11 protein-coding genes are annotated in these 13,094 nt (G+C 60.7%); 1 reads left to right on the forward strand and 10 read right to left on the reverse strand.

What is annotated here, in order from left to right; translation table 11 throughout:
- Positions 1–11 precede the first annotated feature (11 nt).
- From AB4P94_RS25060 to iolC, 10 genes are all read right to left on the reverse strand, one after another.
- Positions 12–1,565: a sugar ABC transporter ATP-binding protein gene (locus AB4P94_RS25060; RefSeq protein ID WP_395607981.1), complete on the reverse strand. Its 1,554-nt coding sequence runs from the start codon at positions 1,563–1,565 to the stop codon at positions 12–14.
- Between the two features lie 64 nt (positions 1,566–1,629).
- Complete coding sequence (locus AB4P94_RS25065; protein WP_395607982.1) at positions 1,630–2,559, reverse strand: sugar ABC transporter substrate-binding protein; 930 nt, start codon at positions 2,557–2,559, stop codon at positions 1,630–1,632.
- A gap of 49 nt (positions 2,560–2,608) precedes the next feature.
- A complete protein-coding gene (locus tag AB4P94_RS25070) occupies positions 2,609–2,794 on the reverse strand; it encodes a hypothetical protein (RefSeq protein WP_395607983.1) in 186 nt (61 codons plus the stop codon).
- A gap of 151 nt (positions 2,795–2,945) precedes the next feature.
- Complete coding sequence (locus AB4P94_RS25075; RefSeq protein WP_395607984.1) at positions 2,946–3,974, reverse strand: Gfo/Idh/MocA family oxidoreductase; 1,029 nt, start codon at positions 3,972–3,974, stop codon at positions 2,946–2,948.
- 157 nt (positions 3,975–4,131) lie between these two features.
- Positions 4,132–5,142: a Gfo/Idh/MocA family protein gene (locus AB4P94_RS25080; RefSeq protein ID WP_395607985.1), complete on the reverse strand. Its 1,011-nt coding sequence runs from the start codon at positions 5,140–5,142 to the stop codon at positions 4,132–4,134.
- Positions 5,143–5,160: 18 nt separating this feature from the next.
- A complete protein-coding gene (iolD, locus tag AB4P94_RS25085; protein WP_395607986.1) occupies positions 5,161–7,092 on the reverse strand; it encodes a 3D-(3,5/4)-trihydroxycyclohexane-1,2-dione acylhydrolase (decyclizing) in 1,932 nt (643 codons plus the stop codon).
- A 150-nt stretch (positions 7,093–7,242) separates the two neighbouring features.
- On the reverse strand, positions 7,243–8,064 hold the full coding sequence (locus AB4P94_RS25090) for a TIM barrel protein (RefSeq protein ID WP_395607987.1): 822 nt from the start codon (positions 8,062–8,064) through the stop codon (positions 7,243–7,245).
- A gap of 26 nt (positions 8,065–8,090) precedes the next feature.
- Positions 8,091–8,879 carry a 5-deoxy-glucuronate isomerase gene (gene iolB / locus AB4P94_RS25095; RefSeq protein ID WP_395607988.1) on the reverse strand — a complete coding sequence of 263 codons (789 nt, stop codon included), beginning with the start codon at positions 8,877–8,879 and terminating at the stop codon, positions 8,091–8,093.
- Positions 8,879–9,769, reverse strand: coding sequence for a myo-inosose-2 dehydratase (gene iolE / locus AB4P94_RS25100; protein ID WP_395607989.1), 891 nt, complete (start codon positions 9,767–9,769; stop codon positions 8,879–8,881). The genes iolB and iolE overlap by 1 nt, the downstream gene beginning before the upstream one ends.
- A 154-nt stretch (positions 9,770–9,923) precedes the next feature.
- Positions 9,924–11,861 (reverse strand): 5-dehydro-2-deoxygluconokinase, encoded by a 1,938-nt coding sequence (gene iolC / locus AB4P94_RS25105; protein ID WP_395607990.1) that lies wholly within the window; start codon positions 11,859–11,861, stop codon positions 9,924–9,926.
- A gap of 284 nt (positions 11,862–12,145) precedes the next feature.
- On the opposite strand from iolC, the gene AB4P94_RS25110 reads away from it, so the two are divergent.
- Entirely contained in the window at positions 12,146–13,042 is an 897-nt protein-coding gene (locus tag AB4P94_RS25110) for a MurR/RpiR family transcriptional regulator (protein WP_078742042.1), read from the forward strand.
- Positions 13,043–13,094: the final 52 nt, after the last annotated feature.

The following is a 13,094-nucleotide window of genomic DNA, read 5'->3' on the forward strand; positions in this document are numbered from 1 at the left end:
TTATTCTGTAGTCAGTGGACTGCGGTCATACCGGAAGCCAGCTGCATGACTTTTTCCTGGGTCGCCTCGCTGCGGTCCAGGGTGCCCATCAGATCGCCTTCGTGCATCACCATCACCCGGTCGCTCATGCCCAGCACTTCGGGCAGCTCGGAAGAAATCATGATCACGGCCATGCCTTCACTGGCGAGGAAGGAGATCAAGCGGTAAATCTCGGCCTTGGCACCGACGTCGATGCCACGCGTGGGCTCATCGAGAATCAGCAGGCGCGGGTTGGTCATCAGCCAGCGCGCCAGCAAGGCTTTTTGCTGGTTGCCGCCGGACAGCGTGTCAATGCATTGCTCAAGGGACGGGGTTTTCACCCGCAGCTTCTTGCACATGTCTTCGCACAGCGCGCGCAGGGCTTTCTGCTGGATAAAACCGTTGCCCGAATAATGCGGCAGCACAGCCATTTCCATGTTTTCCAGCACCGACAGGCACGGGAACAGGCCACTGAGCTTGCGGTCCTCGGTCAGCAGCGCGAAGCCCTTTTCAATCGCCATGTGCGGGTCGGTGATACGCACCGGCTTGCCGTCGAGGGTGATTTGCCCGCCGCTGCTTGGGGTGATGCCGAAAATGGTTTCTGCCACATTGGTGCGCCCCGAGCCCATCAAGCCGGCAATGCCGAGAATTTCACCGGCGTGCAGGTCGAATGACACGTCCTTGAACACACCGTCCAGGCGCAGGTCGCGCACCGTCATCAGCAGTTCACCGATCGGCGTCTCCCGCACCGGGAACAACTGGCTCAGTTCGCGGCCGACCATCATCGAGATCAGGCTGTCGCTGTTCATGCTGTCGGCGCGTTGCAGGCCGATGTAATGGCCGTCACGGAACACCGCCACTTCATCGGCGATGGCAAACACTTCGTTCATTTTATGGGTGATATAGACGATGCCTTTGCCCTGGGATTTCAGGTCGGCAATGATCGAAAACAGGTGGGCCACTTCTTTCTCGGTAATGGCCGACGTCGGCTCATCCATGATCAGGATGTCGGAGTCATAGGACACGGCCTTGGCAATCTCGACCATCTGCCGTTCGGCGATGCTCAGGTTGCCCACGTGTTCCTCGGGGTCCAGGTTAATGCGCAAGCGGGCCAGCAATTCGGCGGTGCAGCGGTGCATTTCGCGGTGGTTGACCATATGCAGGCTGTTGAGCTGCTCGCGGCCGATCCAGATGTTCTCGGCGATGCTCATGTGCGGCATCAGGTTGAGTTCCTGGTGGATCATCGCAATCCCGGCCTTTTGCGCCGCCAGCGGGGTTTCAAACACGATGGGCTTGCCACGCAGGCGGATTTCCCCGGCGTCAGGCTGGTAGATGCCGGCGATGATTTTCATCAAGGTCGACTTGCCCGCACCGTTCTCGCCCATCAGCGCCAGCACGGTGCCGGGGCGCACCCGCAGTTGTACATCGGCCAAGGCTACAACGCCGGGAAAGCCTTTGCTGATATTGACGATTTCCAACAGGTAGGGTTCTTCCAGCACCGGTGGCTGGATACCCGGAGGCTGCGAGACAGTCGCTTGAGCGAGCATAGAAGGTACTCCATCTGCAGGGCGGCCGAGGCCGCCCTGCCGGCTTATTGTTGTTATGTCAGGGCTACTTGAAGTCTTTGACGTTGTCCGGGGTGATCAGCTGGAACGGGATCACCACGTTCTGCTCGATAGGCTCGTTCTTGGCCATCTTGCGCGCCGTCTCCACCGATTTATCGGCCTGGCCCTTGGCATCCTGGAAGGCCGACACGGTCATGTCGCCTTTGGTGATTGCGTTCAGACCGTCTGGCGTACCGTCGACACCGGCGATCAACACGCCCTTCTTGCCCGCCGACTTCAGGGCCATGGAGGCACCGATGGCCATCTCATCATTGTTGGCCAACACCGCCTGGAAGTCGCGGCCCTGGGTCAACCAGTCGTTGACCAGGATCATGCCCTTGTCGCGCAGCCAGATACCGGTCTGTTCCTGCTCGACCTTGATGCCCGGGTATTTAGTCAGAACTTCCTTCACACCCTTGGTACGGTTGGTGGTGGAGTTGTTCGCCAGGTCACCCAGCAGAATCACGATATTGCCCTTGCCGCCGAGCTTTTCGGCGATGTACTGCATTTGCAGTTTGCCGGCCTCGACGTCATCGGAAGTCACGGCCGCGACGCCTGGGGCCAGGGTCGGGCTGTCCGGACGACGGTTGACGAACACCAGCGGGATTTTCGCCGCGGTCGCAGCCTTGATGATATTCGCGGTCGACGCGGTGTCCACGGGGTTGACGATGATCGCGTCGACCTTCTGGCTGATGAAGTTCTCAACCTGGCTCAGTTGTTTGACCACGTCGGCGCGGGCGTCTTCGAACTGCAGCTGCACGCCGTCACCCTTGGGATAGGACTTGGCTTGCTTGTCCATGTCTTCACGCAGGTAGGTCAGGAAGGTGTCATCGAAGGCGGACATGCTCACGCCTATCTTGAGGTCGGCAGCCGAGGCAAAACCACTGGCCAGCATCATGGACAGGGCCAGCGCGGTAAAACGGATCGGGGTCTTCATGAACGGTCTGTCTCCACATTCTTGTTGGTTTTTTTGGACGTTACGTTGATCAGAACGGGCCCGGCGAAGTCGGCAGCCGAACCACCGGTGCGCCTGGAATGCAGCACACCAGGGCGCCTTTGTTTTCGACGCAGAGCACATTAAGGAAGGAGAAGTAAAACGGCCGCGCGCGGGGCAGACCGCGGGGTGTGTGGGAGAGGCGTAAAACTCGCAGTACAGCGTTAAAGATTTTCATCTGACGGTACCTGGTTGTTTTTGATCTTGTTTTTGTTGAGCCGCGCGAATCGGGTTCGAGCGTACTTTCTGCAACCTGGAAAAGACTTTATTGGAAAATTAATTCCATATCAACACAATTTGGAATTTTGTTCTATTTTTCTGGAAAACCCCTACAACTGCTTTGTTTCGACCACCTGTTGGCGCTCGTGACTGAGGCGCGCGGCGTCCAATATACGCGTGGTTTCCAGCGCGTCACAGGCGTCCACCGGCAACGGCCCCTGGCCTTGCACCGCACTGTGAAACTGGCGATAGAACTGCGTCCAGCAGCCTTTTTCCGACGGCACCCGTTCGCGCTCCTCGCCTTGCTCAAACCAGCCCCAGCGCCGGTGTTCTTCGGCGCCCCAGTGTTCGCCTTCGGTTTTTGGCGACTTGCCCGCCAGCAGCAGTTCTTCCTGACCGTCCAAGCCGTCGACGGTGTAGCAACCGAGGGTGCCACTGACCCGAAAACGCGGTGCCTGGCTGTTTTGCAAAGCATTGCCCCACAGGTGGGAAATCACGCCGTTGGCGTGGGTCAGGGAAACGAAGAAGCCGTGGTCGTGGGTCGGGTGCTCCGCACTGAACTGGAGTTGCGCAAACACCCGGTCCACCGGGCCAAACAGTTGCAGCGCCTGATCCACCAGATGGCTGCCCAGGTCGCGCAACCAGCCGCCACCACTGGGGTTGCCCACGGCGTCGGGGCTGTAACGCTCCACGCGGGATTCAAAGCGGGTGATGTCGCCCAGGGCGCCGGCGTCGATGAGCTTGCGCAAGGTCAGGTAATCCGAATCCCAGCGCCGGTTCTGGTAGACACTGAGCAGCACACCTTGGCGCTCGGCGGCGGTAATCAAGGCCTGGGCCTGCTCCGCGTTGCTCGCAAAAGGCTTGTCGCTGACCACCGCCACGCCGTGTTCAATAGCCTCCAGCACCAAGGCCGGGCGGCCTTTGAGGGTGGTGGAGATGACCAGCGCGTCAACGCCGGCCTCGACGATCTGGCCAATGGAGTCAAAGGCCTTGAGGCCGGGGTGGTCCGTTGCCAACTGCTCGCGGCGTTCGGGTGAACGGGTGACCACGCCAACAAACGTGGCGCCTGGCAGCGTGGCAATCAGCGGCGCATGAAAGAAGCGCCCTCCGTGGCCGTAGCCGACTAGTCCGATTCGCATAGTTCACTCCTTAATATGAAGTGCAAACCCAATCAAAAATGTGGGAGCGGGCTTGCTCGCGAATGCGGTATGTCAGACACAAATGCTTTAACTGATGCACCGCATTCGCGAGCAAGCCCGCTCCCACACTGACTGCATTCCACCTGGTAGGTTGTGATTAGCCGTAAAAGTGCGGACGCTCCGGCAAGCTCACCTTCACGATCTGCTCACTGTTCTGCGCCTCGATGCACGCATCCGCCGCCACCGCCGCCGCAAAGCCATCCCACGCCGAAGGCCCGCCGACCTGGCCCGCACGCACGCTGTCGATAAACGCCTGCAATTCCACGTCGTAAGCCCCGATAAAACGGTCCTTCCAGTCCATCAAAATGGCATTCGACAGCTTCGCACCACTGCGCAATTGCACTTGCGACGGCTCCGGCAGCTTGGCGATGCCGGTCTCCCCCACCACTTCGCACTGAATGTCGTAGCCGTACTGGCAGTTCACAAACACTTCCACATCAATACGCGTGCCTTTGGCGGTTTCCAGCAGCACGATCTGCGGGTCGCGCAGGTGGGCCAGGGCTTTGCTCGACTTGCGCGGGAACACCACTTGAACCGACACGTAGTCGTCGTTGAGCAGCCAGCGCAACACGTCCAGTTCGTGGATCAGCGTGTCGGTGATCGCCATATCGGTTTTGTAGTTCTCGCCCACTGTCGGGTTGCGGTGTGCGCAGTGCAGCATCAAGGGTTCGCCGATCTGGCCGCTGTCGATCACCGCCTTGAGGGCGCGATAGCCTTCATCGTACGGGCGCATGAAACCGACTTGCACCAGGCGTTTGCCGTAGGCAATTTCGGCATCGACGATTTTGCGGCAGCCTTCAGCCGTCACGGCCAGGGGCTTTTCGCAGAACACCGGTTTGCCGGCAGCAATGGCGGCGAGCACGAATTCTTCATGGCTCGGGCCCCAGGAGGTCACAAGCACCGCCTCCACCTCGGGAGAGGCGATCAGCGCGCGCCCGTCCGGGTACACCTCGGCGTCCAGCTTCAAATCGGCTACCACCTTGGCAGCTTGCTCAAGGTTGATGTCGGTCACCGCCACCACCTGGCTGTTGAGCAGGGTCTGGCTGCACCGACGAATATGGTCGCGGCCGATAGCGCCCGTACCAATGACACCTAGCTTCAAAGACATACACAACTCCTCTTGTTATTAGTACTGCCGGGCCTTGGCCAGCTGTTCATTGAGTTTTTTCGCGGCGGCATTCGTGCGCTCGCTGGTGGACACCTGCGCCACACCCACACGCCACCACGACAGGTAGCCATGGACCATGGTTTTGGGCAGCACCTTGATGTCGATCAGCGTCGAAACGGTTTGTGTACGCGCATCCGCCAGTGCCGCTTCAAGTTGTTCCACGGTGCTGACCTTATAGGTCTTGCAGCCATAGGCCGCCGCACTCATGGCGAAATCCACCGGCACCAGGCCGCCGTCAAGCTTGCCGCTCTCGGGGTTGCGGTAGCGGAATTCGGTGCCGAAGCTGTCCATGCCGTTGCCGATCTGCAGGTTGTTGATGCAGCCGAAGGCCATGTTGTCGAGCAATACCACATTGATCTTGCGCCGCTCCTGAATCGACGTAGCCAGCTCCGAGTGCAGCATCATGTAGGAGCCATCGCCGACCAACGCATAGACCTCTTTGGTCGGCTCGGCGAGTTTGACGCCGAGGGCGGCGTTGATCTCATAACCCATGCATGAGTAGCCGTATTCGACGTGATAGGTATTCACGCCCTTGCTGCGCCAGGCGCGCTGCAAATCACCGGGCAGGCTGCCGGCGGCGGCGACGATGATTGCGTCGTCGGCCAGGGTTTGGTTGAGCACGCCGAGTACACGGCTTTGGGTCAGGCACGAACCGGTCAACTCGATGAATTCGCGCAGCACCGCGCGGTCGAGAAGGTCATCGACTTCAGGCACAAAGCCGTCGCCTGAATATTCCACCTGACGCACCCGGTCCACTTCGGCATCCAGTTGCGCCTTGGCCTCCACGACCTGGTCACCCCAGCCGGAACGGTAATCCCCCAGCGCGTCGGCCAGCGCCTCAAGGGCCACTTGCGCGTCGGCCAGCACTTGCACGCCGTCGAGCTTCAAGGCATCGCAGGGGCTGATATTCAGGTTGAGAAACTTCACGTCCGGGTGGTTGAACAGCGACTTGGACGAGGTCGTGAAGTCGGTGTAGCGCGTGCCGATGCCAATGATCAGGTCGGCGTGCGGCGCCAGCAGGTTGGCCGCCAGGCAGCCGGTTTCGCCAATGCCGCCAACGTTCAGCGAGTGGCTGGAGACCACCGCACTCTTGCCCGCCTGGGTTTCTGCAAAGGGAATGTCAAAACGCTCGGCAAACGCCTGCAGCGCCGCATTCGCACCGGAGTACTTCACCCCGCCGCCACAGATGATCAGCGGCTTGCGCTTACCCCGGAACGCGGCCAACGCATCGCCGATCATCGCCGCGGTCGCCGGGCGGCGGTCGATGCGGTGCACGCGTTTTTGCAGGAAATAATCCGGGTAGTCCCAGGCCTCGGCCTGTACATCCTGCGGCAAGGCCAAGGTCACCGCGCCGGTCTCGGCGGGGTCGGTCAACACGCGCATGGCGTGGATCGCCGCGGTCATCAACTGCTCGGGGCGGTTGATGCGGTCCCAGTATTTGCTCACGGCGCGGAAGGCGTCGTTGGTACTGATGCTCAAGTCGTGGAATTGCTCGATCTGTTGCAGCACCGGGTCGGGCTGGCGGCTGGCGTAGACATCGCCGGGCAACAGCAGCAGCGGGATACGGTTGGCCGTGGCGGTCGCAGCGGCGGTCAGCATATTCGCCGCGCCCGGGCCTACCGACGCGGTGCACGCGTAGATCTTGCGGCGCAGGTGCTGCTTGGCAAAACCGATGGCCGCGTGGGCCATGCCTTGTTCGTTGCGGCCCTGATGCACCACCAGGTCGCCGCTGTCCTGTTCCAACGCCTGGCCCAGGCCCAACACATTGCCGTGGCCAAAAATAGTGAACACTCCGGCGACAAACTTGCTCTGCACGCCATCGACTTCGATGTATTGGTTATCCAGAAACTTCACCAGGGCCTGGGCCATGGTCAATCGGGTTGTGGTCATGTTCGCACCTTGTATGAATGCAAATCTGTCGATCAACAAAGATTCAATGTGGGAGCGGGCTTGCTCGCGAAGGCGGTGGGTCAGTTGCCTGATCTATTTACTGACCCACCGCCTTCGCGAGCAAGCCCGCTCCCACAGGTTCGATCGTTGTCAGGTTTGAGAACTTCGCAGGTGGATGATGCTGGCCCCCAAAGCCTGCTTGATGTCTGCCAGGCCATGCACGCTCTCGGCAAACGGCTCGAACGACAGATAGCCGCTGTACCCGGTACTGAGCAATGTGTCGATCTGCGCCGCATTGCCAAGAATGTCACCCTCACCCACCAGCACGCGGTGGCCGTCGCGGATCGAGTTGAGCGGCGCCTCGGCATCGTCCACGCCGGAGATATGCACCAGCCCGGTCAACTGCGGGAAGAACGCCTGCTCGCCGGCCAGGTGATGGTGAAAGGTGTCGTGCACCAGGCGGAACACATCGAGGCCGCCGATGGACTGGATCGCATCCACCGCCACGCGTTTGCGGCGCAGAGCACATTCTTCAAAACCCAGGGGTTCGATAAAGCCAAGAATCCCGTATTCACGCAGGATCGGCGCCAGCTCGCTCAACGCGGTGCGCAGGCCGGCTGCGCGCTGGGCTTCATTGCGCGTATCGCCATGCTCGTTGAGCGGGCACATCACCAAGCCCTTGGCGCCGCATTCACGGGCATAAGTGGCGAGTTCAATCGCCTGGGCACGGCGTTCGTCGTTCCACACATCGAACGGGTATAGCGCGTTGATCGACAGCACCGTAATGCCCTGCACCGCGCACAATTCACGTACGCGGCTGGCGGGGGTGCCGAACTCGATTTGTTTGCCCGCAAGGTCATTGCGGATCTCGATGGCATCGCACTTGAGCGCCGCTGCCAACCCAATGAAATCCGGCAGGGACAAGTTCGGTGCAACCATACGGTTAAGGGCAAAACGCAGCGGCGACTTCATTCTTGTTGTTCTCCGTCCAACACCGTTTAGAGGTCCAGCAGCCAGCTGTGCTGCGGGTCGTTATGGAAATGCCAGGCGCGCTTGGGGCCGGCCATCACGTTCAGGTAATAGGATTCGTAACCGTACGGCACGCTGACCGGGTGATACCCCTTGGGCACCACCACCAAATCGCTGTTTTCCACGGCCATGGCCTGGTCGATGCTGCGGTCGTCGGTGTAGACGCGCTGGAACACAAAGCCCTGGGGCGGGTTGATCTGGTGGTAATAGGTTTCTTCGAGAAAGCTCTGGTGCGGAAGATCGTCGGTGTCGTGCTTGTGCGGCGGGTAGCTCGACGAATGCCCGGACGGCGTGCGCACTTCCACCACCAGCAGCGAATGGGCCGGCTCGCTGTCGGGCAGAATGTCGCACACGTAACGGGTGTTGGCCCCTTTGCCGCGCACGCTGCGTTTGCAGTTTTCCGGGCGGATCAAGCGCGGTTCGTAACCTGATGCACCGGGCGCAGCACAGACGGCAATCTGCACGTCGCTCAAGGCGGTGACATGCGCGTCGGTGCCCGGCGGCAGGTAGGCGGCGAAGGGGGATTTTTCTTCAAAAACCGACTGGCGATCCCCCAGGTTTTGCCAGTTGAAGCCCTCGCCTTCAATATTCACCCGGCCACTGAGCAGCACCAGGCACAGCTCTTTATTACCGGCGCTGACCGGCAGGGTTTCGCCGAGGCTCAGGCGATAGGCAGAAAAACCCACGTACTCCAGGCGGCCGTCTTCGAGGGCGACCATGGTCTGCCCGCGTTTGCTGCTTTTGACCAACAGGCTCATCACTTAGTCCTCTCGTTGAGCAGCGCGCGCAGCGTGTCGTAGCCCTTTTTCGCATAGACATAGCTGGGCGCCACTGCCGGGTCCTGCTCGGCCTCGACCACCAGCCAGCCTTCGTATTTCGCGGCCAACAACACATCGAGCAATTCGGCAAAATCGATATCGCCATCGCCGGGCACAGTGAAGGTGCCGTTGACGATGCAATCGGGAAAGCTCCACATCTGGTTGCGCGCCAGTTGCACCACGGGTTTGCGCACGTCCTTGAAGTGCACGTGGCAGATACGGTCGATGTGCTTGCGCAGCACGTCGATGGGTTCGCCGCCGCCCATGTAGCAGTGGCCCGAATCGAACAGCAGGCCGACTTCGGGGCCCGTTCGGCTCATCAACTGGTCGATGTCGTCCGGGGATTCCACGTAGGCGCCCATGTGGTGGTGGTACGCCAGGCGCACGCCCTGGGACAGGGTGAAACGCGCCAGTTCCGTGAGCTTGTAGGCATAGTCCTGCCAGGCCTGCTCGCTGTGAAAACGCGGGCGTTCGATCAGGCGGATGCGCGAGCCCTGGATGGAATCGGCAACTTCGCCGTACACCAGCACATTCGCGCCGTTTTGTTTGAGCAGCTCGACATGGCCGGCGATGGCTTCGATTTCTTCCGCCACCGAGCGGCGCGCCAGCCGGCTGGAGTACCAACCGGAGACCAGCGCCAGGTCATACGGGCGCAGTACATCGCCGACGCCCTTGGCGTCCTTGGGAAATTTGCCGTTGAGTTCAAACCCTTCGTAGCCGATTTCCTTGCCTTCGCTCAAGGCGGTGCTCAGCGGCGTTTCACCGCCCAGGGCCGGCAGGTCGTCGTTGCTCCAGGAGATCGGGTTGATGCCAATTCGGATTGCGGGCATGACTGCACCTATTGTTTTTATCTTGAGATCGCTCGGATCTGCTTTGTGTGGGAGCGGGCTTGCTCGCGAATGCGCTGTGTCAGGCGACACATCTGCAACTGAACCACCGCATTCGCGAGCAAGCCCGCTCCCACATTGGATTGCATTTCAACTTTTAAACCCGGGCACTGCGCCAGGCGTTAATGAGCTGTTCGAAGGTGGCCTGCACCTGCCGGATCAGCGTTTCATCATCAATCTCCCCCGCCATCCACGCGCGGCTTGGCTCCTGGAAGATCGTACGGCCCACGGCAAAGCCTCGGCAGGTGGTGCTTTGGCCGGCTTGACGGAAGCCATCGGCGAGAAACTCGGCCGACGCATTCAAGCCCAGCAGCACCACGCCCCGGCAGTACGGGTCGCGCTCCTGGATCAGTTCGTCGAGCTTTTTCCAGTCCTCGGCCGACTGCGCCTCGATCTTCCACCACGCCGGGTAGATGCCCAGGTTGTACAGGCGCTTGAGGCTGCGGTAGAGCACATCCGGATAAGTGGACGGGTGCTCCTTGGGCGGGATGACTTCCAGCAGCAGTTCATGGCCGCTGACAATCGACGCCTCGTACACCGCCTTCAGTTGCGCTTCCTGCTCCAGGCGCAGCATCGGTTCGTCGTCCGGGTGAAATTGCACCAGGCACTTGATGATTTGCTCCTGTGGCCAGGCGATCAGGTTGCTGCCCACCGAGCGGCCGTGTTCAAACGCCAGGGGCCGCGAGTTCTGCACTTCCACCGGGCGGGCGATCCACCAGCCACGACCGCTGGCGGCGTTGAGCGCGTCCTGGCCGAAACGCTGGTCGGCGAGCAGGCCCACATCGGCTTCGACGCCCTCCTCGGCGAGTTTTTTCTCCACGCGTTCGATGGCTTGGATAAACAACTGCTTGATGTCGCTGATGCGCGCCGGGTCCTGGCCGCCCTTTTGTGCCAGGTCCACCAATTGCCAACGGTGGTCGAAGGCAAATACAAACAGTTGCTTCCAGGTTTTGCGCGGCACGGTCACGCGGTGCAGGCGTTGCAGGGTTACGTCCTGATCCGGACGGGTGATCGGCACGGGGCTGCTGAACAGGTAATCCAGTTCAGCCGGCGTAGGCATGGCCGGGGCGCAGGCGTGGCGCGAAACGACTAAACCGCCGCAGGCATTTGCCAACTGGCTGCAACGTTCGTCGTTGGCATCATTAAGCCAGCCGCTGAGGAAGCCCGACATAAACGCGTCGCCAGCGCCCAATACGTTGAGCACTTCAACCCGCACACCCGGGTAGATCGCGCCGTCTTCCAGGCGCGCCGGGATCGCCCCGTGAATCACTGTGCAGCCCTGCGGGCCAAGCTTGACGACCAAGGTGGCCGGGGTCAGTTCGCGCACTTTTCGCAGCGCGGCAAGCAGGTCTTCACTGCCACCTGCGATCAAAAACTCTTCTTCGGTGCCGACGATCAGGTCAAAACGCGGCAGGATTTTCTGCACATGCCCGCTCACGGTCTGGTCGGCGACAAACCGCGTTTCGCCGTCAGCCTTGCCCGCCAGGCCCCACAGCACGGGGCGGTAATCAATATCCAGCACGCGTTTGACGTTGTGTTTGGCGGCGTAGTCCAGCGCCTGAATGCTCGCCTTGTACACGCCGTCGGTAGAGAAATGCGTGCCGGTGATCAGCAGCGCCTTGCCGGAGGCGATAAAAGCTTCGCTGATGTCTTCGGCGCGCAGGGCCATGTCGGCGCAATTTTCGCGGTAGAACACCAGCGGGAAGGTTTCGCGGTCTTTAAGGCCGAGCAGCACCAGCGCGGTGAGGCGTTCCGGGTCCACCTTGATGCCACTGACATCGCAGCCTTCGCGGGCCAGGGATTCGAGCAGGAAGCGGCCCATATGGTCGTCGCCGACCCGGCTCAACATCGCCGACTTGAGCCCAAGCCGCGCGGTACCGAAAGCGATATTGGCGGAGGACCCGCCGAGGTACTTGGCAAAGCTGGACACGTCCTCAAGCCGCGCACCGACTTGTTGTGCATAGAGGTCGACGCCCAGGCGCCCGAGGCAAATCAGATCCAATTGACGCCCACTGGCAAAACGAGTCTGGCCCATGCTGGCTCCTGTTATTTTTATCAGCCTGCGTTGTGCCGCCGTGGCGACGGCAAACGCTCTTGGTGAGAGCAGACTAGAACGTTCAGCGGCGCCAATCAATATTTATTCCATAATTATTTTTAGTGGAATATTTTTTCCAATAACCCGGTACAAAGGCTCTGCCTCCACCGTGCATCGTTTCAGCAGGCCACGTGCGCCGTGATGCCGGGGTATTTTTTTGCGCCTACCCTGTAGACTTGCGCCACCCACCAGCGCATCAGAAGAACACGCCAGAAGGATTGCCCATGCCCGAGACCCCTTCACAAGACGCTCTCGCCAGCCCCCCGCTCAACGCCGAGCGCCTGTTGCAGCTGATCACCGACGAATACGAAAGCCTGCCGCGCCAGCTCAAACGCATCGCCAGCTACATGAGCCAGCAGAGCGACCGGATCATGGTCGACCGTATCAGCGACATCGCCCGCGAATGCGAAGTGCACCCCTCGGCCATCGTGCGGTTTTCCCAGCGTTTCGGCTTCAGTGGTTTCAGTGAAATGCAGGCGCTGTTTCGCGAGGCCTACACCCACAAGACCACGCCGGTGCAGAACTACCAGCAGCGCATCCGCAGCATGATCGCCAACAAGTCGCAGAAAGCCAGCGGCGGCGACCTGGCGCGCGAGTGCGTGAATGCCACCTTGTCCGGCATCGAGCGGCTGGGCCTGGAACTGGATGACGTGGCGTTTGAAAAGGCCGTGGACCTGGTGGTCAATGCCGACAATATCTACGTGGTCGGCGTGCGCCGCTCCTTCGCCGTGGCCGATTACCTGGTCTACAACCTGCAACACACCAACAAGCGCATCCACCTGATCTCGGGTTTGGGCGGCAGCTACCGCGAGCAGATGCGCAGCGTGCGCGCCAATGACCTGGTGATTGCGATCAGCTTTACGCCCTATGGCAAAGAGACCCAGCACTGCCTGCGCATCGCCCAGCATCATCAGGCCAAGACGCTGATCATCACCGACAGCAACCTGTCGCCCCTGGCCAAGCGGGCGAACGCGGTGTTGTTGGTCAATGAGGGGTCGTCGTTTGCGTTTCGCTCGTTGAGCGCCACGTTGTGCCTGTGCCAGGCGTTGTTTATCGCCGTGGCGTATCGCCTGGAGTTGAAGGTGGATGAGATTCACGAGCAGGTCGGGTTTGATGACTGACCTGCTGGCGCTATAAATCCCTTGTGGGAGTGGGCTTGTGTGGGAGCTGATT

Origin of the sequence: Pseudomonas sp. B22129 (assembly GCF_044218875.1) — a bacterium.
Lineage (GTDB): Bacteria > Pseudomonadota > Gammaproteobacteria > Pseudomonadales > Pseudomonadaceae > Aquipseudomonas.

Excerpts from the sequence above, each read along its gene's own strand:
- AB4P94_RS25060 (WP_395607981.1), bottom strand. The coding sequence starts at position 1,565 with ATGCTCGCTCAAGCGACTGTCTCGCAGCCTCCGGGTATCCAGCCACCG.
- AB4P94_RS25065 (WP_395607982.1), bottom strand. The coding sequence starts at position 2,559 with ATGAAGACCCCGATCCGTTTTACCGCGCTGGCCCTGTCCATGATGCTG.
- AB4P94_RS25070 (WP_395607983.1), bottom strand. The coding sequence starts at position 2,794 with ATGAAAATCTTTAACGCTGTACTGCGAGTTTTACGCCTCTCCCACACA.
- AB4P94_RS25075 (WP_395607984.1), bottom strand. The coding sequence starts at position 3,974 with ATGCGAATCGGACTAGTCGGCTACGGCCACGGAGGGCGCTTCTTTCAT.
- AB4P94_RS25080 (WP_395607985.1), bottom strand. The coding sequence starts at position 5,142 with ATGTCTTTGAAGCTAGGTGTCATTGGTACGGGCGCTATCGGCCGCGAC.
- iolD (WP_395607986.1), bottom strand. The coding sequence starts at position 7,092 with ATGACCACAACCCGATTGACCATGGCCCAGGCCCTGGTGAAGTTTCTG.
- AB4P94_RS25090 (WP_395607987.1), bottom strand. The coding sequence starts at position 8,064 with ATGAAGTCGCCGCTGCGTTTTGCCCTTAACCGTATGGTTGCACCGAAC.
- iolB (WP_395607988.1), bottom strand. The coding sequence starts at position 8,879 with ATGAGCCTGTTGGTCAAAAGCAGCAAACGCGGGCAGACCATGGTCGCC.
- iolE (WP_395607989.1), bottom strand. The coding sequence starts at position 9,769 with ATGCCCGCAATCCGAATTGGCATCAACCCGATCTCCTGGAGCAACGAC.
- iolC (WP_395607990.1), bottom strand. The coding sequence starts at position 11,861 with ATGGGCCAGACTCGTTTTGCCAGTGGGCGTCAATTGGATCTGATTTGC.
- AB4P94_RS25110 (WP_078742042.1), top strand. The coding sequence starts at position 12,146 with ATGCCCGAGACCCCTTCACAAGACGCTCTCGCCAGCCCCCCGCTCAAC.